This is a genomic window from Chlorobium phaeovibrioides (assembly GCF_003968655.1).
In the GTDB taxonomy this organism is placed as follows: Bacteria; Bacteroidota; Chlorobiia; order Chlorobiales; family Chlorobiaceae; genus Chlorobium; species Chlorobium phaeovibrioides.
In genome coordinates this window covers 1-23,750 of sequence record NZ_RXYK01000007.1, presented here as the reverse complement: position 1 = coordinate 23,750, position 23,750 = coordinate 1, and the positions used below count along the sequence as shown (strand labels likewise).

The 23,750-nt window shown below is 50.7% G+C and carries 36 protein-coding genes, 1 tRNA gene and 1 pseudogene; 1 reads left to right on the top strand and 37 read right to left on the bottom strand.

Annotated features, from left to right (window positions below; genetic code table 11):
* The first annotated feature begins 57 nt into the window (after positions 1-57).
* Positions 58-723: a 16S rRNA (guanine(527)-N(7))-methyltransferase RsmG gene (rsmG, locus tag EKD02_RS05910; RefSeq protein WP_041469686.1), complete on the top strand. Its 666-nt coding sequence runs from the start codon at positions 58-60 to the stop codon at positions 721-723.
* Positions 724-788: 65 nt separating this feature from the next.
* Here rsmG and rplQ read toward each other — a convergent pair whose 3' ends face one another.
* From rplQ to EKD02_RS05725, 37 genes and pseudogenes are all read right to left on the bottom strand, one after another.
* Complete coding sequence (rplQ, locus tag EKD02_RS05905) at positions 789-1,319, bottom strand: 50S ribosomal protein L17 (protein ID WP_011889525.1); 531 nt, start codon at positions 1,317-1,319, stop codon at positions 789-791.
* A gap of 42 nt (positions 1,320-1,361) precedes the next feature.
* A complete protein-coding gene (locus EKD02_RS05900) occupies positions 1,362-2,348 on the bottom strand; it encodes a DNA-directed RNA polymerase subunit alpha (RefSeq protein WP_011889524.1) in 987 nt (328 codons plus the stop codon).
* Positions 2,349-2,377: 29 nt separating this feature from the next.
* On the bottom strand, positions 2,378-2,989 hold the full coding sequence (gene rpsD, locus EKD02_RS05895) for a 30S ribosomal protein S4 (RefSeq protein WP_011889523.1): 612 nt from the start codon (positions 2,987-2,989) through the stop codon (positions 2,378-2,380).
* A 42-nt stretch (positions 2,990-3,031) separates the two neighbouring features.
* The gene (rpsK, locus tag EKD02_RS05890; protein WP_011889522.1) at positions 3,032-3,415 is read right to left on the bottom strand and encodes a 30S ribosomal protein S11; all 384 of its coding nucleotides are present in this window, start codon (positions 3,413-3,415) and stop codon (positions 3,032-3,034) included.
* A gap of 49 nt (positions 3,416-3,464) precedes the next feature.
* Complete coding sequence (gene rpsM, locus EKD02_RS05885; protein WP_011889521.1) at positions 3,465-3,842, bottom strand: 30S ribosomal protein S13; 378 nt, start codon at positions 3,840-3,842, stop codon at positions 3,465-3,467.
* Positions 3,843-3,879: 37 nt separating this feature from the next.
* Positions 3,880-3,996, bottom strand: a complete 117-nt coding sequence (gene rpmJ, locus EKD02_RS05880) for a 50S ribosomal protein L36 (protein WP_011889520.1) — start codon at positions 3,994-3,996, stop codon at positions 3,880-3,882.
* A 111-nt stretch (positions 3,997-4,107) separates the two neighbouring features.
* Complete coding sequence (infA, locus tag EKD02_RS05875) at positions 4,108-4,326, bottom strand: translation initiation factor IF-1 (protein WP_011889519.1); 219 nt, start codon at positions 4,324-4,326, stop codon at positions 4,108-4,110.
* A 36-nt stretch (positions 4,327-4,362) separates the two neighbouring features.
* On the bottom strand, positions 4,363-5,160 hold the full coding sequence (gene map / locus EKD02_RS05870) for a type I methionyl aminopeptidase (protein WP_011889518.1): 798 nt from the start codon (positions 5,158-5,160) through the stop codon (positions 4,363-4,365).
* 14 nt (positions 5,161-5,174) lie between these two features.
* Positions 5,175-6,506, bottom strand: a complete 1,332-nt coding sequence (gene secY / locus EKD02_RS05865; protein WP_011889517.1) for a preprotein translocase subunit SecY — start codon at positions 6,504-6,506, stop codon at positions 5,175-5,177.
* 19 nt (positions 6,507-6,525) lie between these two features.
* Complete coding sequence (rplO, locus tag EKD02_RS05860; RefSeq protein ID WP_011889516.1) at positions 6,526-7,083, bottom strand: 50S ribosomal protein L15; 558 nt, start codon at positions 7,081-7,083, stop codon at positions 6,526-6,528.
* Positions 7,084-7,117: 34 nt separating this feature from the next.
* Positions 7,118-7,303 (bottom strand): 50S ribosomal protein L30, encoded by a 186-nt coding sequence (gene rpmD / locus EKD02_RS05855; RefSeq protein WP_011889515.1) that lies wholly within the window; start codon positions 7,301-7,303, stop codon positions 7,118-7,120.
* Between the two features lie 18 nt (positions 7,304-7,321).
* Positions 7,322-7,840, bottom strand: coding sequence for a 30S ribosomal protein S5 (gene rpsE / locus EKD02_RS05850; RefSeq protein ID WP_011889514.1), 519 nt, complete (start codon positions 7,838-7,840; stop codon positions 7,322-7,324).
* A gap of 21 nt (positions 7,841-7,861) precedes the next feature.
* Entirely contained in the window at positions 7,862-8,221 is a 360-nt protein-coding gene (rplR, locus tag EKD02_RS05845; protein ID WP_011889513.1) for a 50S ribosomal protein L18, read from the bottom strand.
* Positions 8,222-8,275: 54 nt separating this feature from the next.
* On the bottom strand, positions 8,276-8,815 hold the full coding sequence (gene rplF, locus EKD02_RS05840; protein ID WP_011889512.1) for a 50S ribosomal protein L6: 540 nt from the start codon (positions 8,813-8,815) through the stop codon (positions 8,276-8,278).
* A gap of 27 nt (positions 8,816-8,842) precedes the next feature.
* Positions 8,843-9,238 carry a 30S ribosomal protein S8 gene (rpsH, locus tag EKD02_RS05835; protein WP_011889511.1) on the bottom strand — a complete coding sequence of 132 codons (396 nt, stop codon included), beginning with the start codon at positions 9,236-9,238 and terminating at the stop codon, positions 8,843-8,845.
* A 61-nt stretch (positions 9,239-9,299) separates the two neighbouring features.
* Positions 9,300-9,569, bottom strand: a complete 270-nt coding sequence (gene rpsN, locus EKD02_RS05830) for a 30S ribosomal protein S14 (protein WP_011889510.1) — start codon at positions 9,567-9,569, stop codon at positions 9,300-9,302.
* A gap of 16 nt (positions 9,570-9,585) precedes the next feature.
* A complete protein-coding gene (rplE, locus tag EKD02_RS05825) occupies positions 9,586-10,182 on the bottom strand; it encodes a 50S ribosomal protein L5 (RefSeq protein ID WP_011889509.1) in 597 nt (198 codons plus the stop codon).
* 61 nt (positions 10,183-10,243) lie between these two features.
* On the bottom strand, positions 10,244-10,486 hold the full coding sequence (gene rplX / locus EKD02_RS05820) for a 50S ribosomal protein L24 (protein WP_011889508.1): 243 nt from the start codon (positions 10,484-10,486) through the stop codon (positions 10,244-10,246).
* Positions 10,487-10,519: 33 nt separating this feature from the next.
* Positions 10,520-10,592 (bottom strand) — tRNA-Gly (locus tag EKD02_RS05815).
* A gap of 13 nt (positions 10,593-10,605) precedes the next feature.
* Positions 10,606-10,974, bottom strand: coding sequence for a 50S ribosomal protein L14 (gene rplN, locus EKD02_RS05810; protein WP_011889507.1), 369 nt, complete (start codon positions 10,972-10,974; stop codon positions 10,606-10,608).
* Between the two features lie 42 nt (positions 10,975-11,016).
* Positions 11,017-11,319, bottom strand: coding sequence for a 30S ribosomal protein S17 (gene rpsQ, locus EKD02_RS05805; RefSeq protein WP_011889506.1), 303 nt, complete (start codon positions 11,317-11,319; stop codon positions 11,017-11,019).
* Between the two features lie 34 nt (positions 11,320-11,353).
* Positions 11,354-11,560 carry a 50S ribosomal protein L29 gene (gene rpmC / locus EKD02_RS05800; protein WP_126341833.1) on the bottom strand — a complete coding sequence of 69 codons (207 nt, stop codon included), beginning with the start codon at positions 11,558-11,560 and terminating at the stop codon, positions 11,354-11,356.
* A 31-nt stretch (positions 11,561-11,591) separates the two neighbouring features.
* A complete protein-coding gene (gene rplP, locus EKD02_RS05795; protein ID WP_011889504.1) occupies positions 11,592-12,011 on the bottom strand; it encodes a 50S ribosomal protein L16 in 420 nt (139 codons plus the stop codon).
* Between the two features lie 44 nt (positions 12,012-12,055).
* The gene (gene rpsC, locus EKD02_RS05790) at positions 12,056-12,811 is read right to left on the bottom strand and encodes a 30S ribosomal protein S3 (RefSeq protein ID WP_126341835.1); all 756 of its coding nucleotides are present in this window, start codon (positions 12,809-12,811) and stop codon (positions 12,056-12,058) included.
* A 17-nt stretch (positions 12,812-12,828) separates the two neighbouring features.
* On the bottom strand, positions 12,829-13,188 hold the full coding sequence (gene rplV / locus EKD02_RS05785) for a 50S ribosomal protein L22 (protein ID WP_126341837.1): 360 nt from the start codon (positions 13,186-13,188) through the stop codon (positions 12,829-12,831).
* A 31-nt stretch (positions 13,189-13,219) separates the two neighbouring features.
* Positions 13,220-13,516 (bottom strand): 30S ribosomal protein S19, encoded by a 297-nt coding sequence (rpsS, locus tag EKD02_RS05780; protein ID WP_126384469.1) that lies wholly within the window; start codon positions 13,514-13,516, stop codon positions 13,220-13,222.
* A 38-nt stretch (positions 13,517-13,554) separates the two neighbouring features.
* On the bottom strand, positions 13,555-14,394 hold the full coding sequence (rplB, locus tag EKD02_RS05775; protein WP_126341841.1) for a 50S ribosomal protein L2: 840 nt from the start codon (positions 14,392-14,394) through the stop codon (positions 13,555-13,557).
* Positions 14,395-14,426: 32 nt separating this feature from the next.
* The gene (rplW, locus tag EKD02_RS05770; RefSeq protein ID WP_011889499.1) at positions 14,427-14,738 is read right to left on the bottom strand and encodes a 50S ribosomal protein L23; all 312 of its coding nucleotides are present in this window, start codon (positions 14,736-14,738) and stop codon (positions 14,427-14,429) included.
* A gap of 31 nt (positions 14,739-14,769) precedes the next feature.
* Positions 14,770-15,396: a 50S ribosomal protein L4 gene (gene rplD / locus EKD02_RS05765; RefSeq protein ID WP_126384466.1), complete on the bottom strand. Its 627-nt coding sequence runs from the start codon at positions 15,394-15,396 to the stop codon at positions 14,770-14,772.
* 19 nt (positions 15,397-15,415) lie between these two features.
* Positions 15,416-16,045, bottom strand: coding sequence for a 50S ribosomal protein L3 (rplC, locus tag EKD02_RS05760; RefSeq protein WP_011889497.1), 630 nt, complete (start codon positions 16,043-16,045; stop codon positions 15,416-15,418).
* A 24-nt stretch (positions 16,046-16,069) separates the two neighbouring features.
* Positions 16,070-16,381, bottom strand: a complete 312-nt coding sequence (gene rpsJ / locus EKD02_RS05755; protein ID WP_011889496.1) for a 30S ribosomal protein S10 — start codon at positions 16,379-16,381, stop codon at positions 16,070-16,072.
* Positions 16,382-16,463: 82 nt separating this feature from the next.
* Positions 16,464-17,645 carry an elongation factor Tu gene (gene tuf / locus EKD02_RS05750; protein ID WP_126384463.1) on the bottom strand — a complete coding sequence of 394 codons (1,182 nt, stop codon included), beginning with the start codon at positions 17,643-17,645 and terminating at the stop codon, positions 16,464-16,466.
* Between the two features lie 63 nt (positions 17,646-17,708).
* Positions 17,709-19,823, bottom strand: coding sequence for an elongation factor G (gene fusA, locus EKD02_RS05745; RefSeq protein WP_126341845.1), 2,115 nt, complete (start codon positions 19,821-19,823; stop codon positions 17,709-17,711).
* 36 nt (positions 19,824-19,859) lie between these two features.
* A complete protein-coding gene (rpsG, locus tag EKD02_RS05740; RefSeq protein WP_126384459.1) occupies positions 19,860-20,327 on the bottom strand; it encodes a 30S ribosomal protein S7 in 468 nt (155 codons plus the stop codon).
* Positions 20,328-20,354: 27 nt separating this feature from the next.
* The gene (gene rpsL, locus EKD02_RS05735; protein WP_011889492.1) at positions 20,355-20,753 is read right to left on the bottom strand and encodes a 30S ribosomal protein S12; all 399 of its coding nucleotides are present in this window, start codon (positions 20,751-20,753) and stop codon (positions 20,355-20,357) included.
* Between the two features lie 174 nt (positions 20,754-20,927).
* The gene (locus EKD02_RS05730) at positions 20,928-22,211 is read right to left on the bottom strand and encodes a glycosyltransferase family protein (RefSeq protein WP_126384456.1); all 1,284 of its coding nucleotides are present in this window, start codon (positions 22,209-22,211) and stop codon (positions 20,928-20,930) included.
* Between the two features lie 77 nt (positions 22,212-22,288).
* Positions 22,289-23,750, bottom strand: a pseudogene (locus EKD02_RS05725) (YfhO family protein); the annotation flags it as partial.

Below are 23,750 nucleotides of genomic sequence, written 5' to 3'. Positions count from 1 at the left end.
CTACAGAGACTCGCCCCAAGAGAGAGCGCGCGCGACAGACAACATGAAGCACATGAGATGAAGCAACAGAACAATGATGGGGACCAGCTCCAGTCATTCTGCACGAACGAGGGAATACAGATTACCGATGAACAGCATCAGCTGCTGGTGCGCTACGCCCAGATGCTTGAGAGCTGGAATACCAAAGTCAACCTGATCAGCCGGAAGGAGGATGCGCCTGTACTCATCAGGCATGTATTTCACTCACTGCTGCCATCTCTTGTTCACAACTTCCGTGACGGCGAAACCGTTCTCGACCTTGGAACAGGTGGAGGACTGCCGGGTATACCTCTTGCAATCATGTACCCGCAAGTGCAGTTTCTTCTTGTGGATTCAACAGGAAAAAAAATAACCGCCTGCTCGGCAATGATTGAAGAGCTTGGCCTTACCAATGCCCGTGCAATGCATACAAGGGTTGAGGAACTCAAAGGTCTTGCGTTCAACACCATTCTGAGCCGGCAGGTAGCCCCGCTCAAGGAGCTGTCACGCTATGCGGCACCACTGCTGAAAAAGAACGGTGAATTGATATGCCTGAAAGGGGGAGATCTTCAGAAAGAAATTGACGAGGCGCTGAGGGAGGGGAAGAAAAGAAAGGGGTTTCCCGGAAGCGTCACACTCAAGCCCATAGGTGAAGTGAGCCCCCTGTTCAATGAAAAGCAGATAGTCATTGCCCGCTGGCGGTAAAAAACCGCTCTCTGCAGACAATGACCATCAGGATTGATTCGTCAATCCGTTTCTGTTTGTGCAGCCTACTCTTCCGTAGGAGCCGCCTCAGCCGCCGGGGCATCAGACTCTGCCGGCAGTTCAGGAGCAGCCTGAGCAGCTGGTGCTGCTTTTGCTGCAGATGCTTCGGTTTTCCTGGAACCCTTGACACGCTTGGAGCGGTCCTGCCTGGCTGCCTTCGGTGCAGCTGCCGGAGCCTCTGCAAAATCAACCAGCTCAATCACGGCCATTTTTGCAGCATCGCCAAAACGGGGACAAAGCTTGATAACTCTGGTGTAACCACCATTACGGGTGCCCACCTTACCTACAATCTCCTCAAAAAGAGTCTTGATGGCCTCTTTGTCACGGATATCCTTAAAGATTTCACGCTGTGCATGAACCGTTCCCTTGCGGGCTTTGGTTATGATCTTCTCAACGACCTTCCGCGTTTCCTTGGCCTTTGCTTCGGTGGTCTCAATGCGCTTGTGAAGAATCAGCTGAGTTGAAAGGCTGCTGAGAGTCGCCTTTCTGTGAGCTGCGGTTCTTCCAAGTTTTCTTGCCGGCTTGACTTTACGCATGACTGGTTATCAATCTCAAAATTCTAAAAATAATTACCTGTATCAGCCTTTCATCTGGTATTTGGTGATATCCATACCAAACTTGAGCTCAAATTTTTCAAGCTGCTCTTTCAGCTCCGTGAGCGACTTCTTACCGAAATTCTTATAATTGAGCAGTTCGTCTTCCTTGCGTGAGACCAGGTCGCCAATGGAATCAATCTCCGCGAGACGAAGGCAGTTGTGCGAACGGACTGAAAGATCGAGATCCTCGATTTTTGTATTCAGAAGTTTGCGCATTGCCTCGAACTCATCATCCTGCTGCTTGAACTCCTCTTCTGTGAACTCCTCTTCAGTCGGAGAGAAATCAGCAAAGAAGGCCACATGCTCGTTGATGATGCGACCAGCAAGGCTTATGGAATCATCAGGCGTAATAGAGCCGTCTGTTTCAACATCCAACACCATTTTTTCATAGTCAGTGCGCTGTCCCACACGGGTATTCTCAACTGCGACTTTGACATTCCTGATGGGAGTGTAGATGGCATCAATGGCTATATACCCGATAGGCATGCTTTCCGGACGGTTATCCTCAGCAGGTGTGTATCCGCGACCGCGTCCTACAAACACATCAATATTGAGCGTTGAACCCTCATTGACGGTTGCAATGTGGAGATCCTTGTTCAATACATCAAACTCTCCCTCCATAGCAACAATATCACCAGCGGTAAAATCCTTCGGCCCGGTAATCGTCAGCGTCGTCTTGCAGCTGCGCTTGCAGGTAGAACGGAAACGGACCTTTTTCAGGTTCAGCACAATCTCGGGGACATCCTCGCGAACTCCTTCAATTGCCGAAAACTCATGAAAGACGCCATCAACCTTAATACCCGTAATTGCAGTTCCGGGAAGGGAAGCAAGCAGAACGCGGCGCATCATATTGCCAAGAGTCACACCATAACCCCGCTCCAGCGGCTGTGCGACAAAACGGCCAAAATAATCCGTGTGCGTCGTCTCATCGACCTCTATTTTCGCAGGCATCTGCATCTGGTATATCATAGTCTTTATGCCTTATACATTCATTAAAATCACTTCGAGTACAACTCAACAACCAGCTGCTCGTTAAACGGCTCCTGTACTTCGACGCGCTCGGGCACGGCAAGGAAAACCGCTTTCTGATTAGCCTTGTCAACCTGAATCCATGAAGGGATCCTGGCATCCGGAGTCTTGCTGAGAGCATCGGAAACAGCACTCATATTCTTGCTTTTCGGGCGAAACTCAATAAGGTCGCCGGGAGATACCATGTAGGAAGGGATATTGACCTTTTTCCCATTGACAAGAAGATGGCCATGCGATACCAGCTGCCGGGAACCTGCCCGCGAAGGCGCAAATCCGGCTCTGAAAACCACATTATCAAAACGGCGCTCTATAAGTCTGACAAGGTTATCACCGGTAACACCGCGCTGCGACACAGCCTTCTTGTAATAGTTCCTGAACTGCTTCTCAAGAATGCCGTAGAGGTATTTCATTTTCTGCTTCTCTCTCAGCTGCAGCGCATACTCGGAAACTTTTGACCTTCTGCCCTGACCATGCTGTCCTGGAGCGAAGGGGCGCCTTTCCATGTATTTCTCTGCCTTGGGCGTAAGAGCAATGCCCAGCCTGCGGGATACTTTTGTTATTGAGCCTCTGAATCGTGCCATATGTCAATTACTGTCATTGAATATTCTGTGAATGTATATCTGTCAGACCCGCCTGCGCTTCGGAGGACGGCAGCCGTTATGCGGCAGCGGAGTGATGTCCTTTATTGTCCGGACCTCAAGTCCGACACCCTGCAATGCCCGAATAGCAGCATCACGGCCAGCTCCCGGTCCCTTGATGAACACATCGACATGTCGCATACCCAGATCGTATGCTTCTTTGGCAGCGGCCTCTGAGGTCACCTGCGACGCATACGGGGTATTCTTCTTTGAGCCCCTGAAGCCATTTTTACCGGCACTTGACCAGGAGACGGTATTCCCCTGAACATCAGTAATGGTAATCATGATATTGTTGAACGATGCCTTGATATGCACAGCACCTTCAGGGGTAACCTTTACTTTCTTCTTTTTCCTGCTTGTTGTAGCCATGAATTATGAACTCTTTAGTCTCGAAGTTTTTTTATGCCTTGATCACCACCTACTTCCTGGCCGCCTTCTTCTTGCCGGCAACAGTCTTACGCTTACCCTTTCTCGTCCTTGCATTGGTCTGTGTATTCTGTCCACGAACAGGCAGCGAGCGACGGTGACGAAGTCCCCTGTAGCACCCTACATCCATAAGGCGCTTGATGGAAAGCTGCTGCTCACCACGAGCCTGACCCTCAACCTTGTACTCTTCGGCAATAAGTTCACGGATTGAATGCGCCTCTGCGTCGTTCAAGTCTGAAATCTTCCTGTCAGGCGCAATACCCGTTCTCTGAAGAATGGTTTTTGCAGTTGTCTTCCCAATGCCGTATACATGCGTCAAGGCTATGACTGCATGCTTGTTGAGCGGCAGATTTACACCAGCTATCCTCATATTCTCTTATAAAGTTCTATTGATTAATCCCCGGAAATCAACCCTGGCGCTGTTTGTGGCTCGGGTTCACCTTGCAGATGACAAACCGTTTGCCTTTGCGCTTGATGATGCGGCAATGCTCGCATCTTTTTTTGATCGATGAATACACTTTCATAGTAAACCCCACATGCAAGAATTAAACCTGACTGAACGCAAAATTTGAAAAGGCATGTAATGTAACGAATAAAGATAAAAGAATCAATACGCCACCATGCAATTTCCCACTTTATTTATAACGGTAGGTGATTCTCCCTTTTGAGATATCGTAAGGGGAAATCTGTACTTTCACCTTATCACCCGGAAGAATGCGGATATAGTGCATCCTGATTTTTCCGGAAACATGGGCAAGCACAACCAGCCCATTTTCGAGCTCCACCTTGAACTGCGCATTAGGCAGCGCCTCAAGGATAACGCCTTCAATCTCAATTGATTCTTCCTTCGCCAAAACAGTTGCTCCTTTATGCTCTTTTGAATTGTTCCTTCAAGCGCCAGCGGAACCTAGAAATGAACGGGTCAGTATTTCTGCATCCCCGTTCCTTACAACAATCGTATGCTCAAAATGCGCAGAGGGCTTTCCGTCCTCCGTCACAGCTACCCAGCCTCCCCGACGACTCACCGCATTGCGTGAACGACCGAGTGCTATCATGGGCTCAATGGCTAAAGTCATCCCTTCACGAAGGACAGGGCCTGTTCCTTTTCTTCCATAATTGGGAACCGGAGGGTCTTCATGCAATTCGCTGCCAATACCGTGACCAACCATATTTTCAATGACACTGAAACGGTACGACCGTGCATGCTGTTCCACTGCAGCGGAGATATCATGCAGCCTGTTGCCGGCAACAGCCATGGATATGCCCTTCATAAGGCTTTCACGGGTAACATCAACAAGCTGCTGAACCGTTGGATCTATCTCGCCGAGGACAAAAGTTCTTGCTGAATCACCATGATAGCCGCCTTTATAGGCCCCGCAATCCACAGAAACTATATCACCTTCCTTCATCACCCTTTTTTTTGTCGGCACCCCATGAACAACCTCTTCATTGAGCGATACACAGAGCGTTGCAGGATAGGGGGTTACATCGGGATCTCCCTTTGGAGCATAATTCAGAAAACTCGGTACCGCCTGATGGCTCCGGATGAACTCTTCTGCCATTTCATCAAGCTGAAGGGTTGTCATCCCCGGCCTGATTTCTGTTTCAAGCATATCAAGGGTCTTGGCAACAATGGCTCCCGCCTCCCTCATCAATTCAATCTCTCGTTCACTTTTAATGCTGATCATCAATCCACCTTCCCTTAGCGGCTCTGACGGCCGCGTGTCTTACCGGACTTCATAAACCCGTCATAGTGACGCATCAGGAGATGGCTTTCCACCTGCTGAAGGGTATCAAGTCCCACGCCCACTATAATCAGCAGGCTGGTTCCGCCAAAAAACTGAGCAAATCCCGGCGTCACATTGGCGAACTTCGTCAGGAATGTTGGGAGCACAGCAATAAGGGCCAACGAAACTGCCCCAGGAAGTGTAATTCGCGTAAGAATATTATCAATAAAATCGGCTGTGCTCTTTCCCGGCCTCACACCGGGTATGAACCCCCCCTGGCGCCGCATGGTATCGGCAACCTCTTTAGGGTTGAAAGCAATGGCGGTATAGAAATAGGTAAAAAACAGAATCATCGTGCCGAACATCAGTGCATACCACCATGAGTCGTAGGCAAAGATTGAGGACATCGACTGCATCACCTCGTTGTCCGGGAAAAAGGAAAGGAAAGTACCGGGCAGAAACATGATCGACTGGGCGAAAATAATAGGCATCACGCCGGCAGTGTTGATTTTCATGGGTATGTACTGCGTGCCACCGCCATACACCTTCCGGCCGACAACCCTCTTTGCGTGCTGTACAGGAACCCTGCGGGTACCTACAGTCAGGACCACGACAAAAGCCACAATGGCTACCATCATCGCAAGAATGATGATTTCAATAATCCAGTTCTTGCTGCCAAGGGATACCGAGCGGAACTCTGCAACAAGCGATTGAGGGAACGCTGCAAGGATACCGATCATGATAATCAGTGAAATACCGTTGCCGATACCCTGCTCCGTAATGCGCTCACCAAGCCACATGACAAAAACAGTCGACGCGGTAAGAATAATGACGGCACTGAACGAGAAGAAGAGACCCGGATCGGGAACAACCGCCTGACCGAAAGACGCAGGACTCGATAGGCTGACACTGACGCCCCATGCCTGAAGAGATGCAATGAGGACTGTTCCGAATCGGGTCATCTGGTTTATTTTCTGACGACCCTCCTCTCCCTCTTTCTGGAGTTTCTGGAAATACGGAGTTACCGCACCAAGAAGCTGGATGATGATGGAGGCAGAGATGTAGGGCATGATTCCGAGCGAAAAAATAGAAGCCCGGGCAAATGCGCCGCCCACAAAGAGATCAAAAAGACCGAAAAGATCATTCGAATGAGAATTTGATGCCCCCGCAACAAGGGAGGCATCAACACCGGGTATGGTAATGTGGGAACCAAGCCTGTACACAAAAAGCAGGAGCAGCGTATAAAGAATCCGCTGACGGAGTTCAGGGATTTTGTTGATGTTCTTTATACTTTCTGTGAGCTTCATGGGTTTTGCTTGGATCAGTTCAGGACTTTTTCACTTTCGGCTTCACTACCTTGACCACTTTGGCCTTAGGCTTGAGAAGTGCATCTTCAACAGAAAGGTCCTTGACTCTTGCTGCTTCCTGAAGCGTACGCTCAGCCTTTACCACACTGCCGCCAGCTGCAACAATTTTTTCTTCAGCCGACTTGCTGAATGCATGTGCGGTAATGGTGATGGCCACAGAAATCTCTCCGTTGCCGAGCACCTTGAAATACTCGCTGTTTGATGCATGGCATAGGTTTTTAAGATCAAGAATGCTGATCTCTTTTCCCACAGCTTCAATCTCAATCCAACGGGCAATCTGCGAAAGATTGACTGTTGTGACAGGCTTCCTGTCAATGGGAGTGAAGCCAAACTTCGGAAGTCTCCTGTAGACAGGAATCTGGCCACCCTCATTAATCGGCCTTTTGTAGCCGCTACGCGACTGCTGACCTTTGTTGCCTTTCCCGGCGGTGGTACCGTTGCCGGTTCCCTGTCCACGACCGACTCTTTTCTTGGTTTTTACCGCGCCTTTTGCAGGACGAAGTGAACTTAAATCCATTGTTTCAATTCCCGACTTGCTATTAGTAAAAATCTCAGACTTCCTCAACCTTCACAAGGTGCTGGACTACTCTGATCTGCCCTTTGGTGCATGCATTGTCTTTCTTCTCAACCGAGTAGTTGGGCCGTCCAAGTCCAAGCGCCTGGATGGTGGCTTTCTGCTTCCTGGTTCCGCCGATAATGCTTCGTACCTGCGTAATCTTTATTTTTTTCTCACTCATGATCGCAATTCAATCAGTTTAGCTTTCAAAAACCTCTGTCAGGCTCTTCGACCGTCTTTCAGCCACATCGTTTGCATCTGAGATGCTTTTCAGACCCTTGATTGCCGCTTTCACCACATTATGGGGATTAGAGGAACCGAGTGATTTGGTAAGCACATCACGCACACCCGCCATTTCAAGCACGGCACGAACAGCACCTCCAGCAATCAGACCTGTACCCGGTGTAGCAGGCTTCATAAGCACTTTGGCTGATCCGTATTTGGCAATGATCTGGTGTGGGATGGTGCCTTTGATGATAGGAACCTTAACCACATTTTTCTTGCCATCCTCAACTCCTTTGGCAATGGCATCCTGAACCTCATTGGCCTTTCCCAGACCATAGCCAACATGGCCCTCTTTATCACCGACTACCACAATCGCATTGAAACCGAACCGTTTACCACCCTTCACAACCTTCGCGGTTCTGTTGATATGGACAAGCTTTTCCTTCAGGTTGAGCTCTCCGGGCCGGATACTTTTAGCTGATGTTTTCGACATGTATCGTTCTCATTGAGATGTTTAAAAGATCAGTCCTGCTTCCCGAGCACCATCAGCCAATGCCTTGACCCTGCCATGATACCGAAATCCATTCCTGTCAAATACTACTGTTGTAATTCCTTTTGCCATAGCTTTTTCACCAAGCTGACGACCAACCGTACGGCATACCTCCACACCCGCTCCTTTCAGCTCTTTATTCTCTTTTGACATGCTCGACACGGCAAGAATCGTTGTGCTGCCGCTGTCGTCAATCAGCTGTGCATAAATCTGCGAAAGGCTCCTGTAGATGCAAAGCCTCGGTTTAACAGCAGTTCCTGCTACTGCGGCCCTGCTTCTGTCCTTGATTTTCTGCCTCCGTGAGGCTTTGTCTATCTGACTCATTCTCTTCGCTCTGTTGTATATGGTTAGTGACTTGTCTTTGGTCAGGGATGCCGTTTATTTACCGGCAGCCTTGCCTTCCTTACGGCGAATGACCTCACCTTCGTACTTGATACCCTTGCCACGATAAGGCTCAGGTTTCCTGAATGAACGGATCTTCGCTGCAACCTGCCCGATGAGGGCCTTGTCGATACCGCTCACAAGCACAGTGACCGGATCGGGAGTTTCAAGCTTTACCCCTTCAGGAGCCTTGAAATAGATCATATGTGAAAAACCCAGCGTCAGCGCAAGAAGGTCACCCTTCATCTCTGCGCGGAAACCGACGCCGGCAATCTCCAACTTTCTGGTAAACCCTTTCGTCACGCCCTCAATCATATTGCTGAGAAGCATGCGGTACAAGCCATGCATCGCTCTGGAGCGTTTGCTGTCATTGATTCTCTCAACCTTGACCAATCCCTCTTCCTGGAGCACCTTCACCTCTTCAACAAGAGCCTGTTCGAGAACGCCTTTGGGTCCTGAAACCCGCAGGTTCCCTTCACTGATTTCCAGCTTAGCCTCTTTTGCGAGGGCTATGGGCATTTTTCCAATTCTTGACATGATATTCTCTCTGTAGGACTTGTGAAATTAATAGATACGGAACAGGATTTCACCACCAACACCCTGCTCTCTGGCCTCTTTGTCGGTAATCACCCCTTTTGATGTCGAGATGATGTAGAGTCCGAGTCCACCGAGATATTTCTTGATGTCCTTACCCTCATACATACGCCTTCCTGGACGACTCACACGGGTAATCTCCTTGATGGAGGGAACGCCGGCAGCAGTATACTTCATTTCAACACGGATGAAGGGAAACTTCTCGGTTGTAATGACAGTAAAGCCCTTGATGTAGCCTTTTTCCAGAAGAAGCTGAGAGATATTCTCCCGAAGCTTTGAGTACGGAATGTCGGTTGTTTTATTTTTTGCTCTCCCCGCATTTCTGAGGCGGGTGATATAATCGGCAATTGAATCCGTTACAGGCATAGCGAACCTTGGTTACTTTCAAAAATGGACAAAGACCTCTCTCGTTGAATGGCAGACTGTTTTACCAGCTTGCTTTCTTCACGCCCGGCAGCTTCCCTTCAAGGGCGAGCTTGCGGAACATATGGCGGCACAGGCCGAATTTTTCATAAACACCCCGTCCCCTTCCTGTCAGAACACAGCGGTTCCTGACTCTGGAGGCGGAACTGTCACGGGGGAGTTTGCGCAGGGCTTCGTAATCTCCAGCCTTCAGCAGCTCCTCACGCTTTGCGGCATACTTTTCCACAAGCCGTTTCCGTTTTTCGTTTCTTGCTACAACACTTTTCTTGGCCATCGTTCTTGTGTATTGATTAGTTGTTCTTCTTTTTAAACGGCATGCCAAGCTCGGTGAGCAGCACGAATGCCTCTTCGTCGGTTGTTGCCGAGGTAACGAAACTGATGTCCATTCCCTGAATACGGGGTACCTTGTCGATATCTATTTCAGGAAAAATAATCTGTTCGCGGACACCGACAGTGTAATTTCCACGACCATCGAAGCTGGTGTCAGGAAGACCGCGGAAATCACGAATACGGGGAACTGCGATACTGACAAAGCGATCGAAGAACTCATACATCGCCTTTCTTCGCAGCGTCACCCTGCATCCAATCGCCTGACCTTCGCGGAGCTTGAAATTCGAAATAGCCTTCTTGGACTTGCGGATCTGCGGCTTCTGGCCGGTAATCTGTGAAAGTTCCTGTAGTGCAGTCTCAAGAAGTTTTGGCTCGGAGGCCGCCTCACCAACACCGATGTTGATGGAAATTTTCTTGAGTTTCGGCACATTCATGACATTGTCGTACTTGAAACGCTCTGTCAATGCCGAAACCACCTTTTCATGATACAAGGTCTGAAGCCTTGCTGCTGTCGGTGCTGCTGGAGTTGCCGCCGCCTCTTCTTTCTTCTGGGCCATGGTGTTCTGATGTCAATTTGCCGAGGATGGTCTTGGTCATCCTGACTTTGTTAGGAAATACTCAGCCCTTCTTCACATTGGAAGCGTGAACCGGAAACTCTCTCTCAATAATCTGTCCCTGCGGACTGCTCTGGGTAGGACGCATGTGGCGCTTGCGGATGTTCACACCCTCAACAATAACCCGACCTTTCACCGGATACACCCTCAGAACCTTTCCACTTTTGCCCTTGTCATTACCGCTGATGACCGTCACCATATCATTTTTCTTGACATGGACCTTGAGTTTTTTAACGCCTGTTTTCATTTTTGACCTGTATGATGTTATTCATAAATCCTGAGCGGGAGACGAGACTCGAACTCGCGACCAACAGCTTGGAAGGCTGTGACTCTACCAACTGAGTTACTCCCGCCTGCTTTTGCGCCTCACAAAACTTCAGGCGCCAGCGAAACAATCTTCATGTATTTTCTGTCACGAAGCTCTCTGGCTACGGGTCCGAAAATACGGGTACCTCTTGGCTCGCCCTGTGCGTTGAGAAGAACGACCGCATTTTCATCAAAACGGATATATGATCCGTCCTTACGGCGCAGCTCCTTTGCGCAGCGTACCACTACGGCCTTGCACACCTCTTTCTTTTTTACGACGCCTCCCGGTACGGCTGCTTTTACCGATACGATGACCTGGTCTCCCAGGGAAGCATATCTCCTGCCGGTTCCGCCAAACACATGAATGCAACGGACCTTTTTAGCGCCACTGTTATCGGCTACTACCAGGTTGGTTTCTTTCTGGATCATCCTGTTTCAAACTTTAATGAGGTGTATGTATACTGGTCTCTCTTACTTGGCCTTCTCAAGAATCTCCACAAGCCGGCAGCTCTTGCGCTTGCTTATGGGACGGCACTCAATCACTTTGACGAGATCACCGATACCTGCCTCATTGTTCTCGTCGTGAGCCATGATTCTCGTGGTCTTCCGGAAGTATTTTTTGTAAACCGGATGCTGAACCCTGCGCTCAACGGCAACAACAATGGCTTTGTCCATCTTGTCACTGACAACCTTGCCGAGCCAGCTCTTTTTGCGGCCTCTTGCTACTGCTTCCTGTGCATTGGGGCTGGTCTCGCCCATGTTCTTCTCTGCCATGTAAGTAAACTGTTTGTTTTATGGTGCCCCGGACTCAGCTTTTCGCTGACTCCAAAACCGTAAGCTGATGGAGACGGGTTTTCATCCTCGCAATCTCCCTTCGGGAATTACGGAAAACCATCGGATTCTGAGGCTGCTCGATAACCTTGTAAAAATTGATATCAGCAAGCCTGCCTTCAAGCTCGGCAATCCTTTCTACAAGCTCTTTCTCGGTCATTGCCGCAATTTCATACTTTTTCATAATAGTTGCTCTCTTGCTGATTTTATTCTCTTTAACCTTCGTAATCAGGACGCACGATGAAACGGGTCTTGATAGGAAGCTTCTTGGCTGCAAGCCTGAAGGCCTCTGTCGCAATCTCTTTGGAAACCCCGTCCGCCTCAAACATGATCCGACCCGGCTTGACTACAGCCACCCAGAATTCAGGCGCTCCTTTACCAGATCCCATGCGTGTTTCAGCTGCTTTTTTACTGACCGGCTTGTCAGGAAAAATCCGGATCCAGATTTTTCCATCTCTCTTCATATACCGGTTCATTGCCACACGGGCAGCCTCTATCTGACGGCTGGTAATCCATGCCGGCTCAATCGCCTTCAGGCCAAACGAACCGAAAGATACATCTGTTCCACGCCCTGCGTTGCCTTTCATGCGTCCGCGCTGCGTCTTTCTGTATTTCACTCTCTTTGGCATTAACATACCGGCAACTCCATTCTATTTTCTGATTTGTTGTACTGGTTTCTTCAGGGTCTTCCCGCAGGACGACGGCGGCGCTTGTTACGATTGTCACGCGAACGGGGACCGGAATCACTGCGGCGTTCCTTGATGCGCTTCATCTCCTCTTCCTCTATTGCGTCTATGCGCTGAACAAGAACCTCGCCTTTGTAAACCCAGACCTTGATACCGATGGTACCGGCAATGGTATGAGCGGTCACGCTGGCATAATCCACATTGGCCCTGATTGTATGAAGGGGAATCTTTCCCTCTTTATACTGCTCTGCACGGGCAATTTCAGCACCGCCAAGCCGTCCTGCACAGCGAATTCTCACGCCCTCTGCACCAGCACGCATTGCAGTCTGTATCGCCTGCTTCATTGCCCTTCTGAATGAAACACGGTTCTCAAGCTGGTAGGCAATGTTCTCGCCGATAAGCTGTGACTCGATTTCAGGCTTGACCACCTCAACAACATCAATCTTCACCTCTTTTCCGGTGATGCGACCAAGCTCCTGAGAAAGATTGTTGATCTCTTCGCCCTTGCGGCCCACCACTGCACCCGGACGGGCAGCATAGATGTTGATTCTGATGTTCTTGTTTGTCCTCTCTATGATGATACGCGCTATTCCGGCCTTCTCACGCTTCAGACGAGTCTGGACATAGTTACGGATATCCTGGTCCTGCTTGATCTTTTCGCTGATGACAGGACTGTCATCATACCAGCGAGAAGTCCAGTCCCTGATGATGCCGAGCCTGAATCCAGTAGGATTGACTTTCTGACCCAATGTTCTCTCCTTCTAAGTTATTTAGTTTCTGGATTCTTTACCCTGTCCACAACAATGGTCAGGTGGTTCGATCGTTTACGGACCCGATATGCGCGGCCCATCGGTGCAGGCAGCATTCTTTTCAGCGTAGCGCCTCCATCAACAAACACCGACTTGACGAAAAGTTCCTGATCGCCTACGCGCTCATCAGGATTGAGCTGAGCGTAGTTTGCCACCGCAGACTTCAGGGTCTGGAGCGCATTGCGCGAAGCCGCCTTCGTCGAGTTCAGCAGGATTGCCTTTGCCTGGTCAACGGCTTTGCCGCGGACAAGGCCCGCCACCAGACGCATTTTCCGGGGCGATGTCGGCGTATGCCGTAAAATTGCTTTAGCTTGCATGATAAGTCTTTACCCTTTCCGGTTATTCAATTTACTTTCTCTTAGGTGCCGATCCGCCCTTTTCTGCCTTCCCGCCGGCATGGCCGCGATAGGTCCGGGTAGGTGCGAACTCTCCAAGCTTATGTCCAACCATGTTGTCACTGACATAGACAGGCACATGGGTCTTCCCGTTATGGACAGCAATGGTGTGTCCGACAAAATCAGGAGAGATCATGGAGCTTCTGCACCAGGTCTTCAGTACCTTCTTTTCACCCCTGCTGTTCATGTCAAGGACCCGCCTTTCCAGCTTGATGTCGATATAGGGTCCTTTTTTAAGAGATCTTGGCATAGTATGTCTGCTTGATAGAGTTTAGCGCTGCAGTTGTTTTATTTTGCGTTTCTGCCGCGAACAATCAGTTTCTGTGAAGCCTTCTTCTTGTTTCTGGTCTTCAGCCCTTTGGCAAGCTGTCCCCATGGCGACTTGGGATGTCTTCTGCCACCACCGGACTTCGAACGACCTTCACCACCACCCATCGGGTGATCGACAGGGTTCATCGCCATACCCCTGGTCTGAGGACGGATGCCAAGCCAGCGACTTCTACCGGCCTTTCCGAGAACAAGGTTCTCGTGGTCGGTATTGCCCACAACCCCAATGGTTGCCCTGCACTCAACACGAACCTTGCGAATTTCACCTGAAGGAAGCTTCAGTGTGACATAATCACCCTCACGGGCGGCAAGCACAGCGAAAGTTCCTGCTGAACGGACAATCTGTCCTCCCTTTCCGGCCTTCATCTCAATATTATGGATGTCGGTGCCAAGCGGGATGTTCTTCAGCGGCATGGTATTGCCTGTCCGAACCTCAACCTTGTCACCACTCTCCACCTTATCACCAACCTTCAAACCTTTCGGGGCGAGAATATAACGCTTTTCTCCATCATTATAATGAAGAAGTGCAATTCGTGATGATCTGTTAGGATCATACTCAATGGAAGCAACTGTTGCAGGTACGCCATCCTTGGTACGCTTGAAATCAATAATCCTGTAATGACGCCTGTGTCCACCACCGCGATGGCGAGAGGTTTTCCGTCCTGTGTTGTTCCGGCCACCTGATTTTTTCAGGGGCACCAGCAGGCGTTTTTCTGGCGTGCTTTTGGTGATTTCATCAAACGCCGGGTATGACATGAATCGTGACCCTGGCGTCACCGGCAATAATTTCCTAATAGCCATTGTAAATTATAATCTAACCTTTGTTGTAAGCTCTATGCGTCGCCCTTCGGGTTTGCCCCCGAGTAAAAATCTATCGTCTGACCCTCGCCAAGCGTGACAATGGCCTTTTTCGTATCGTTCTTTTTACCGGTAACCAGCCCCTTACGGGTATTCTGCCGACGAGTTTTGCCCAGGCTGTTGAGCGTGCGGACACTTTTCACATCCACGCCGAACTTCTCTTCGACGGCCATTTTTATATCAATCTTGTCTGCGTCCAGCTTGACCTGGAAAACATACTGACCGCGATCTTCGGTAAGTCCGGTACTTTTTTCTGTCAGCCAGGGGCGCAACAACGGGTTTTTCATTCTCTTCTCTCCTGTTTACGGGATACCGGGGTTACCCTAAAGTCTCTTCTATTTTTTTCAAAGCCGCTTTCTGGAACAGCACTGTGTGACTGTTGAGAATATCATAGGTTGAAGCCTTCTCGGCACTCATGATGTTGACCGTCTGGATGTTTTTTCCTGAGCGGGTAATAATCACATTGTATTCCGGGGTCAGCATAAGCGTCTTTTTCTCGTCAAGACCCAGATTCTTCAAAATCGCTGCGAAAGGTTTGGTCTTGATCTCGTCAAGCTTGAAATCCTCTACAACAAGAATTCTCCCATCCTGAGCTTTTGAGCTGAATGCTGAACGACGGGCGAGCGCCTTGACTTTTTTATTCACCTTCTGGTCATACCCATGAGGCGTTGGTCCAAAAATGGTGCCGCCACCAACCATCAAAGGAGAGCGGATTGACCCCTGACGGGCGTTGCCTGTTCCTTTCTGGCGATATGGCTTGCGACCTCCACCCCTGACTTCAGCACGGGTCTTGGACTTGTGCGTTCCCTGCCTGCGATTGGCAAGAATCGACTTTACATCGAGATATACCGCATGCTCCGATACTTCAGCTCCAAAAATGTCATCGCGGAGGGTAACAACCTCCCCGGATTCAGTGCCGGCGGTAGTTAAGACTTTAAGTTCCATGGCTTCGTGCAGTCAGCTTTTACTTTTTTGTGGAAACAATCCTTACATAGGAATTCTTCGGGCCCGGTACAGAGCCTTTGACCATAATCAGGCTTGACTCAGGCATAATTTTTATCACCTGAAGGTTTCTGACGGTTATTGTGTCAGATCCCATGCGGCCACCCATCTTGGTACCCTTGAAGGTTTTTGATGGGTCTGAAGCTCCTCCAATCGAACCCGGCGCCCGAAGCCTGTCGGACTGACCGTGTGTGCGCTGGCCGCCACCGAAATTGTGGCGTTTAACAACACCGGCAAATCCTTTTCCCTTGGAAACACCCTGCACCTTGACAATCTCACCTTCGGTGAACGATTCAACAAGCACGGGGCTTCCGGCAGTCAGCTCGCCGTCAAACATGGATGTGTCGAATTCCGCAGTCATATATCCGGGAGCAACTCCGGCCTTCTTGTAATGACCCAGCATCGGCTTGGTCACCTTGGCCTCTTTCCTCTCGCCGATCCCGACCTGATACGCATCGTATCCATCTATTCCGGCACTCTTGACCTGCGTTACAAAGCAGGGCCCGGCCTGGATGATGGTACAGGGCACAGCTTCCCGCTTCTCATTGTACAGACGGGTCATGCCGATTTTCTTTCCCAGAATCGCACCCATATCAATAGCTCTTTATCTAATTCGTTAAGACTTGATTTCAACATCAACACCGCTCGGAAGCTCAAGCTTCATAAGCAGGTCAATGGTTCTTGAAGTCGGGTTCATGATCTCAATAAGCCTCTTGTGAGAGGAGAATGAGAACTGCTCACGCGACTTTTTGTCAACATGGGGAGACCGGTTCACGGTATACACATGCGATTTTGTCGGCAGCGGAATGGGTCCAAAGATTATTGCATCAGTCTCCTTGACCACATCTATAATCCGTGAAGCCCACTTGTCAACCAGGCTATGGTCGTAAGACTTGAGCTTGATTCTGATCTTTTGCTGTACAGCCACTTGTCAACCCTGTTTCGTGTTATCGATAAAAAAGGGGCGGAGAGCTTTTCACTCCGCCCCGGGAAGCCTTATTCAGTCAGACTCAGTCGTTGATCTTGGTAACGGAACCTGCACCGACGGTACGACCGCCTTCACGGATAGCGAAACGAAGACCTTCATCCATGGCGATAGGAGCAATCAGCTCAACTTCAACCGAAAGGTTGTCGCCGGGCATGACCATTTCCACACCTTCAGGAAGGTTTACCGCACCGGTAACATCAGTGGTACGGAAGTAGAACTGAGGGCGGTAGTTTGTGAAGAACGGGGTATGACGGCCACCCTCTTCCTTCTTCAGAATGTAGACCTCTGCCTTGAACTTGGTGTGCGGTTTGATTGTACCGGGCTTGGCAATAACCATGCCACGCTCGAGATCGTTTTTATCAACACCGCGAAGCAGAAGACCTGCATTATCACCAGCCTGTCCTTCATCAAGCAGCTTCTGGAACATTTCGATACCGGTAACAACAGACTTGCGGGTATCACGGATACCGACAATCTCAACCTCTTCGTTGATCTTGACGCGACCGCGCTCGATCCTTCCGGTACCCACGGTACCACGACCTGAAATAGAGAACACATCCTCAACAGGCATAAGGAAAGGCTTGTCAACATCGCGGACAGGCTCAGGAATGTAGTTGTCTACCGCATCCATAAGCTCCATGATGGCTTTTTCACCCTCTGCATCACCGTCAAGCGCCTTGAGAGCAGAACCTTTGATGATAGGAATATCGTCGCCGGGGAAACCGTACTCGGTCAGAAGCTCACGAAGCTCCATCTCAACGAGCTCAAGAAGCTCGGGATCAGCAATGTCGACCTTGTTCAGGAATACGACAAGCGCAGGAACATTCACCTGACGGGCAAGCAGAATGTGCTCACGGGTCTGAGGCATAGGGCCGTCAGTTCCAGCAACAACAAGGATAGCGCCATCCATCTGGGCAGCACCGGTAATCATATTCTTGATGTAATCAGCGTGACCCGGGCAGTCAATGTGCGCATAGTGGCGCTTCACAGTCTGGTATTCCACATGGGCGGTTGAAATGGTAATACCACGCTCGCGCTCTTCAGGAGCCTTGTCAATATCGCCAAACTCGCGCGCATCAGCCATTCCCGACTTGGCAAGCACTGAAGTGATTGCAGCTGTCAGGGTTGTTTTGCCGTGGTCAACATGGCCGATGGTACCGATATTGACATGAGGTTTATCCCTCTTGTAGGACTCTTTTGCCATAACTTTATCTCCGATCTGTTAGCTTTTGTTGTTTGTGATAAATTGGTTTTTACTGAACTTCTCTTACTGGGCATCCTTGCTTGAGCGCTTCTCCTGAAGGGTTTCAGCAATGTTTTTCGGAACTTCGCGATAACTCTCAAACTCCATAGAGTAGTTTGCACGCCCCTGGGTCATTGACCGGAGGTCGGTCGAGTATCCGAACATGGCCGAAAGCGGAACCTTTGCCCCTACAAACTGGGCACCCGCCCTCTGACCCATTCCTTCAATATGCCCGCGACGGCCGGAAAGATCACCCATAACATCACCCAGATACTCTTCCGGAGTAACAACCTCAACCTTCATGATGGGCTCGAGCAGAACAGGGTTGGCCTTTCGGGCTCCGCCCTTGAAACCTATTGAACCGGCAATCTTGAATGCCATTTCAGAAGAGTCAACATCATGGTACTTGCCATCAAACAGCGTCACCTTGATATCCTGCATTGGATAACCAGCAACGACGCCATCTTTCATTGCTTCCTGAATACCGGCATTGACAGCAGGAATGTACTCCCTCGGAATCACGCCGCCTTTAACAGCATCGACAAATTCATACCCCTTGCCCTCTTCAAGCGGCTCAACTGTAATATTGACAAGACCGAACTGGCCCTTACCACCAGACTGACGGACAAACTTGCCTTCGAAGTCCACTTTTGAGCGGATGGTTTCACGATAGGCAACCTGGGGCTGACCAACATTGGCTTCAACCTTGAACTCACGACGGAGCCTGTCAACAAGAATCTCGAGATGCAGCTCACCCATACCCGCAATCAGCGTCTGACCTGTCTCATCATCAGTCTTCACCCGGAAAGTAGGATCCTCTTCAGCGAGTTTTGCCAGCGATACACCGAGCTTGTCGGAATCAACTTTGGTTTTCGGCTCGATTGCAATCTGAATGACCGGCTCAGGGAACACCATTTTCTCAAGCACGACAGGGTTGGCCTCGTCACAGAGAGTATCACCGGTGCGCACCTCCTTGAGACCTACAGCAGCTGCAATATCGCCCGCGTAAACGGCATCAAGATCTTCCCGTTTGTTGGAGTGCATCTGCAGCACCCGTCCCACCCGCTCTTTCTTGCCGGTTATTGAGTTGAGAACATAACTGCCGGCCTTGAGCATTCCGGAATAGACCCGGAAAAAAGTAAGCTTACCGACAAAAGGATCGGTCGCAATCTTGAATGCAAGGGCGGCGAAAGGCTCGTCATCACTCGGATGACGGACAACATCCTCTTCCGTCCGGGGATGATGACCCTCAATTTCTCCATCATCAAGCGGGGAGGCGAGGTAATCAACCACTGCATCAAGCATGAACTGCACACCCTTGTTCTTGAACGAAGAACCGCAGAGCACAGGAATGATGTCAACATTCAGCGTTGCCTGGCGAAGCACCTTGCGGACCTCCGACTCAGTGATATCCTCTCCGTTGAGATATTTCTCAAGCAGGGTTTCGTCAACTTCAGACACAGCCTCAAGCATATTGATTCTCCATGTCCGGGCCTCGTTCTCAAGATCATGGGGAATCTCAACCTCTTCATAAGTACTGCCATCCTCCTTGTCGAAGATGATGCCCTTCATTCTGATAAGATCAACAAAACCAGCATAAATCTCGCCCTCTCCAATCGGAATCTGAAGCGGAACCGGATTGGAATTCAGTCTCTCACGGATAGCCTTTATCGTATCAAAGAAATCCGCTCCGGTCCTGTCCATCTTATTGATATAAGCGATGCGCGGCACACCATACTTGTTTGCCTGACGCCACACCGTTTCTGACTGGGGCTCAACGCCACCAACCGCACAGAACAGCGCAACAGCACCATCAAGTACGCGAAGCGAGCGCTCCACTTCAACAGTAAAATCAACATGGCCGGGAGTATCAATGATATTGATGCGATGATTCTCCCCCTTATAATTCCCATATTTGGGAGACCAGAAACAGGTTGTGGCAGCCGAGGTAATGGTTATGCCACGCTCTTTCTCCTGCTCCATCCAATCCATGGTCGCACCGCCATCATGAACCTCACCCATCCTGTGAAGACGCCCCGTATAATAGAGGATCCTCTCAGTGGTCGTGGTCTTACCGGCATCAATGTGAGCCATAATGCCGATATTACGAACCTTGTCCAGTGCAACCTGCCGTGTCATATCAAGTGTTTTATTCTATTTATACCTGTCGTCGCCTCAGAAGCGGAAATGCGCAAACGCTTTATTCGCATCAGCCATACGATGAACCTCATCGCGCTTCTTCACCGAAGCTCCCTGCTCTCCCGCAGCATCCATCAGCTCCGCAGCCAGCTTTTCAGCCATTGAACGGCCACCACGCTTGGCTGCATACTGCTTCAACCAGCGGAACGCAAGAGCGCCGCGTCTTGAAGGCTTCACCTCCATCGGAATCTGATAGGTCGCACCACCAACACGCTTGCTGCGGACTTCAACCACAGGCGCGATGTTGGACATTGCACGGTGATATACCTCCAGAGGCGTCTCCTCAGTCATCTTCTCACCAATGATCGCAAACGCGTCATATACTATCTTTGTAGCAACATCTTTCTTGCCATCAAGCATTACCGCATTAATGAAACGCGCAACACTCTCATCACCGTACCGGACATCTACACCCGTCCTCTTGTAGCCACCTTTTTTCGACATAATTCCCTGATGAATTGATGATTCGATTTACTTTTTACCCTTTGCCGCACCGCCCTCTTTGGGCTGCTTGGCGCCGTACTTTGAACGGCTCTGCCTGCGGTCAGCAACACCCGAAGTGTCAAGCGAACCACGGACTATATGATAACGGACACCAGGAAGATCCTTTACCCTGCCGCCGCGAATCAGAACAATGGAATGCTCCTGCAGGTTATGGCCTTCGCCGGGAATATAAGCCGTCACCTCAATCTTGTTTGAGAGCCTGACACGCGCAACCTTGCGCAGAGCCGAGTTAGGCTTTTTCGGCGTCGTCGTGTACACACGGGTACAGACCCCGCGCTTCTGCGGGCACTTCTCCAGCGCAGGTGACGCTGTTTTTGACGCTTTTACACTTCTACCGTGCCTGATAAGCTGCTGAATCGTCGGCATACTGGAACTCTCTTTCTATTTAAAAACCTCTGATGACAAATCGCTTTGTACTGAAAAATCCATAAGGACAACCAATGTAAGCGAATTTAAAAAAAAAACAAAACGGAAAGCATCATTTTTCATCCCCTTCATGAAAAAATGATTTTCCGTTTTCAGCACACCATCCGGCAGGCTTCAGACCGGCAGTGTCAGGGCAATCTCCCTCACCAGAGCCTCCATTACTTTTTCATGCTGTGGAAGCTCCTCAATACCCCGAGTGAACTTACCACCAGCGGCTCCGGCAATCTCCCTGAGTCCGGCGGCCAAAGCGGCTTCGTCACCCGCCAGAACCGACAGCCCTCCTGCCTCGGAGGCAAACCGTGAAATCACCCCCTCGTGAGCCGATACAGCCCACCTGATTCCCATGCCCGCCACATCAACAAGAAGCTCGGGGACACGAAGCGCGTCCTCATCCTGTCGCCCGACGGCATAAAAAATGAAACCAGCTTTCCTGCACAGCGCCAGCAGATCCTCCTCCGAGAAGGGGCAGACAAGCTCCAGAGAGCCCTCAAGCCCGAATTTTTTCAGCATTTTTTCCGATGCATTATGAGTCACGACTACAGCATCACTGCAGCAGCCACCGGCAGCTCCCATGAGGTGGCTGAGCGAACGGAAAAAATCACCGGTCTCTTTCTCTGTCAGACGCTGCAGAAGAAACACCGGCCTGCCTGTCGAATCCGCAATCCCTTCCCACGGAGCGCGGGGGTCGTCGGCAGCATCATGAGGGGTATCGGCAATAATGGTGATGTCGTCATGGGTGACCCTGCCAAAATACTTTGTCAGAAAATATTCTTTCAGTGCCCTCGTAGGGGTAATGAGGCTGTAACCGCTTGTCAGCAGTTTCTCCTCAAGGGAGCCACATTCTCCTGAGCGTAGGCTTCCCGAGGGGGCAAAGGATGATGGCCGGCCAAGAGGGGCCTGCAGATCGAAAAGAACGGGCACGCCGTGACGGACGGAAATTTCCAGCGCAATTTCCAGAGCGCGGGCAGAGGGGCCCTGTACGAAGACAGCATCAATATCTCCGAACTGGCTCATAACCTTTTCGGCAAGAGCTGCCGCATGCTTCTCCCAGATGGCACAGAGCCCCGGAGCACTGAAACGCGACGGAAGCACTTTTCCCAAAGCTCCTTTCGGCGGCATAGACCCGCCATAAGCCAGTGCCGCAACCCCACAGGCCTCCATCTCCTCAACCTCAACAGGAGAGCCCGTTCTCCATATCCGCTCTCCATTGACCCCCGAAGTTTCCTCGCCGGCCTCGTCAGGGCCGGAAGACTCTCCCGATGAAACAAAAGCCGGCGGCGCAATGACCATCGGTTCCCACCCATAGTCAGGAAGGGTGGACGCTATCCTGAAGGCCCTTGATGAACCGTCAGTCATACCGGGCGGATAATTGGGGGCAAGAAAGAGAATTTTCCTCACGGTACTCAATTGATTAACCGGGAACGGCCGGACCGTTCCCATGCATTGAAAAACCACAGCTCCAATATAGTCATATGTCAGTTCTCTTCACTGCCCCGGCCTCCAGTAAACACTCCTGCAACAAGCATCAACAGCGCTGCGCCAAATCCCGCAAACGAAAGCATCCGGCCAGTTTCAAAGCTGCTGCGGTCATACACGAACCGCACCCGATGAGTGCCTGCAGGAACCACAACCCCCCGAAGCAGTCCGTTGAGTCTCTCCACCGCCACAGGGTGACCGTCAATATCAGCCTTCCACCTGAGAGGGTAAAATATCTCACTTTGAACCAGCAGGGCCTCCCCGGCGGCGGAAAGTTCAATAAGGGCCGACTCGCTGTCCCGCTCACTCTTCATGATGATGGCGGGAGAAAATGTTTTTCCGGCAAGAGGGGACGATTCATCCACGAAGACTGCCTCGCCCGACCGAACGCTCTCCTCCCCACCCTGACCTTCCAGCAGCCTGAAGAGCTCCCCGTCATCAGCAACACCCACGGCCCGTCCAGCCGACCACACTCTCGGCATTGTCCCTTCAAGCCTGTAAACCCATGTTTTCTGAGGCCCCCCGATACGCTGAAGATCACCGGTTTTCACAAGAGTCAACGAGGGATGCTCAACCGGAGCAGCTGTCAGCACGAAGCCTACATTCAGGCACTTCAGCACCCCGAGGGAGGCAAGGTTCCGGGTACCAGCCAGAAACTGTTCATAGCGGGCCAGCTTTGCCGGATGGTATCCCCCCACAGACTCAATGCCCGAAATCGCAAACTTGTTCTCACTGAACAGGGGACCAGCCGGATAGATACGCATCGGTTTCTCCTGCCGGGCAAGCCAGGAGGTCACTTCATCCGGCTGAAGTGCCGGCCTGAAGCTTTCACGGTTGACAAGCGAGGCGCTCCGAAGTGAGGAAGGGGGAGGAGAAACAATCTGCATGCTGCAGAAAGCAAGATCAGCAAGCGCCGCGGCAAGAAGCAGATGGATTGCGAAGTGGAACGGGATAAGCTTTTTGATCCCCAGCCACAGAAGTCCCGCCGCAATGGCAAGAAAAAGGGCGAAAAGCAGAGCAGCCCCCTCAATCAGTTCCCAACGCACCCTGTTGACCATCCACACAAGATCAAAACTTCCGGCCGACGGGGGCGGAAAGAGTGAGCGGAAGAAATTCTCACCCACGCCGCCGGCTCCAAGCATCAGCATCACTACCAGCAGCAGGGCAAAAGCCAGCGAAGCCCATCGAAGGGGTTTGTGGAGTGTTTCGGGACAAACCCTGAAGAGGGCGCCGGCACCATGCGCCGCCAGTGCCGCAGCAACAGTGGAGAACATGATGAGCGCCATGGAAGGGACCCTGAAGCGGCTGAAAAATGGAGCTGCATGATAAAAAAGATCAAACACGGGAGAAAAGAACCGTCCGAAAGAGAGCAGCACCGACAAAAGTGCAACGAAAAGAAAGAGACGGCCCAGAGCCTCCCGTCTCAGCGACCATCCCCCAAGAAAGGCCAGCAGCAGCACG

Excerpts from the sequence above, each read along its gene's own strand:
- rsmG (WP_041469686.1), top strand. The coding sequence starts at position 58 with ATGAAGCAACAGAACAATGATGGGGACCAGCTCCAGTCATTCTGCACG.
- rplQ (WP_011889525.1), bottom strand. The coding sequence starts at position 1,319 with ATGCGTAAAGTCAAGCCGGCAAGAAAACTTGGAAGAACCGCAGCTCAC.
- EKD02_RS05900 (WP_011889524.1), bottom strand. The coding sequence starts at position 2,348 with ATGATATACCAGATGCAGATGCCTGCGAAAATAGAGGTCGATGAGACG.
- rpsD (WP_011889523.1), bottom strand. The coding sequence starts at position 2,989 with ATGGCACGATTCAGAGGCTCAATAACAAAAGTATCCCGCAGGCTGGGC.
- rpsK (WP_011889522.1), bottom strand. The coding sequence starts at position 3,415 with ATGGCTACAACAAGCAGGAAAAAGAAGAAAGTAAAGGTTACCCCTGAA.
- rpsM (WP_011889521.1), bottom strand. The coding sequence starts at position 3,842 with ATGAGGATAGCTGGTGTAAATCTGCCGCTCAACAAGCATGCAGTCATA.
- rpmJ (WP_011889520.1), bottom strand. The coding sequence starts at position 3,996 with ATGAAAGTGTATTCATCGATCAAAAAAAGATGCGAGCATTGCCGCATC.
- map (WP_011889518.1), bottom strand. The coding sequence starts at position 5,160 with ATGATCAGCATTAAAAGTGAACGAGAGATTGAATTGATGAGGGAGGCG.
- secY (WP_011889517.1), bottom strand. The coding sequence starts at position 6,506 with ATGAAGCTCACAGAAAGTATAAAGAACATCAACAAAATCCCTGAACTC.
- rplO (WP_011889516.1), bottom strand. The coding sequence starts at position 7,083 with ATGGATTTAAGTTCACTTCGTCCTGCAAAAGGCGCGGTAAAAACCAAG.
- rpmD (WP_011889515.1), bottom strand. The coding sequence starts at position 7,303 with ATGAGTGAGAAAAAAATAAAGATTACGCAGGTACGAAGCATTATCGGC.
- rpsE (WP_011889514.1), bottom strand. The coding sequence starts at position 7,840 with ATGTCGAAAACATCAGCTAAAAGTATCCGGCCCGGAGAGCTCAACCTG.
- rplR (WP_011889513.1), bottom strand. The coding sequence starts at position 8,221 with ATGAGTCAGATAGACAAAGCCTCACGGAGGCAGAAAATCAAGGACAGA.
- rplF (WP_011889512.1), bottom strand. The coding sequence starts at position 8,815 with ATGTCAAGAATTGGAAAAATGCCCATAGCCCTCGCAAAAGAGGCTAAG.
- rpsH (WP_011889511.1), bottom strand. The coding sequence starts at position 9,238 with ATGCCTGTAACGGATTCAATTGCCGATTATATCACCCGCCTCAGAAAT.
- rpsN (WP_011889510.1), bottom strand. The coding sequence starts at position 9,569 with ATGGCCAAGAAAAGTGTTGTAGCAAGAAACGAAAAACGGAAACGGCTT.
- rplE (WP_011889509.1), bottom strand. The coding sequence starts at position 10,182 with ATGGCCCAGAAGAAAGAAGAGGCGGCGGCAACTCCAGCAGCACCGACA.
- rplX (WP_011889508.1), bottom strand. The coding sequence starts at position 10,486 with ATGAAAACAGGCGTTAAAAAACTCAAGGTCCATGTCAAGAAAAATGAT.
- rplN (WP_011889507.1), bottom strand. The coding sequence starts at position 10,974 with ATGATCCAGAAAGAAACCAACCTGGTAGTAGCCGATAACAGTGGCGCT.
- rpsQ (WP_011889506.1), bottom strand. The coding sequence starts at position 11,319 with ATGGCAGAGAAGAACATGGGCGAGACCAGCCCCAATGCACAGGAAGCA.
- rpmC (WP_126341833.1), bottom strand. The coding sequence starts at position 11,560 with ATGAAAAAGTATGAAATTGCGGCAATGACCGAGAAAGAGCTTGTAGAA.
- rplP (WP_011889504.1), bottom strand. The coding sequence starts at position 12,011 with ATGTTAATGCCAAAGAGAGTGAAATACAGAAAGACGCAGCGCGGACGC.
- rplV (WP_126341837.1), bottom strand. The coding sequence starts at position 13,188 with ATGCAAGCTAAAGCAATTTTACGGCATACGCCGACATCGCCCCGGAAA.
- rpsS (WP_126384469.1), bottom strand. The coding sequence starts at position 13,516 with ATGCCAAGATCTCTTAAAAAAGGACCCTATATCGACATCAAGCTGGAA.
- rplB (WP_126341841.1), bottom strand. The coding sequence starts at position 14,394 with ATGGCTATTAGGAAATTATTGCCGGTGACGCCAGGGTCACGATTCATG.
- rplW (WP_011889499.1), bottom strand. The coding sequence starts at position 14,738 with ATGAAAAACCCGTTGTTGCGCCCCTGGCTGACAGAAAAAAGTACCGGA.
- rplD (WP_126384466.1), bottom strand. The coding sequence starts at position 15,396 with ATGGAACTTAAAGTCTTAACTACCGCCGGCACTGAATCCGGGGAGGTT.
- rplC (WP_011889497.1), bottom strand. The coding sequence starts at position 16,045 with ATGGGTGCGATTCTGGGAAAGAAAATCGGCATGACCCGTCTGTACAAT.
- tuf (WP_126384463.1), bottom strand. The coding sequence starts at position 17,645 with ATGGCAAAAGAGTCCTACAAGAGGGATAAACCTCATGTCAATATCGGT.
- fusA (WP_126341845.1), bottom strand. The coding sequence starts at position 19,823 with ATGACACGGCAGGTTGCACTGGACAAGGTTCGTAATATCGGCATTATG.
- rpsG (WP_126384459.1), bottom strand. The coding sequence starts at position 20,327 with ATGTCGAAAAAAGGTGGCTACAAGAGGACGGGTGTAGATGTCCGGTAC.
- rpsL (WP_011889492.1), bottom strand. The coding sequence starts at position 20,753 with ATGCCGACGATTCAGCAGCTTATCAGGCACGGTAGAAGTGTAAAAGCG.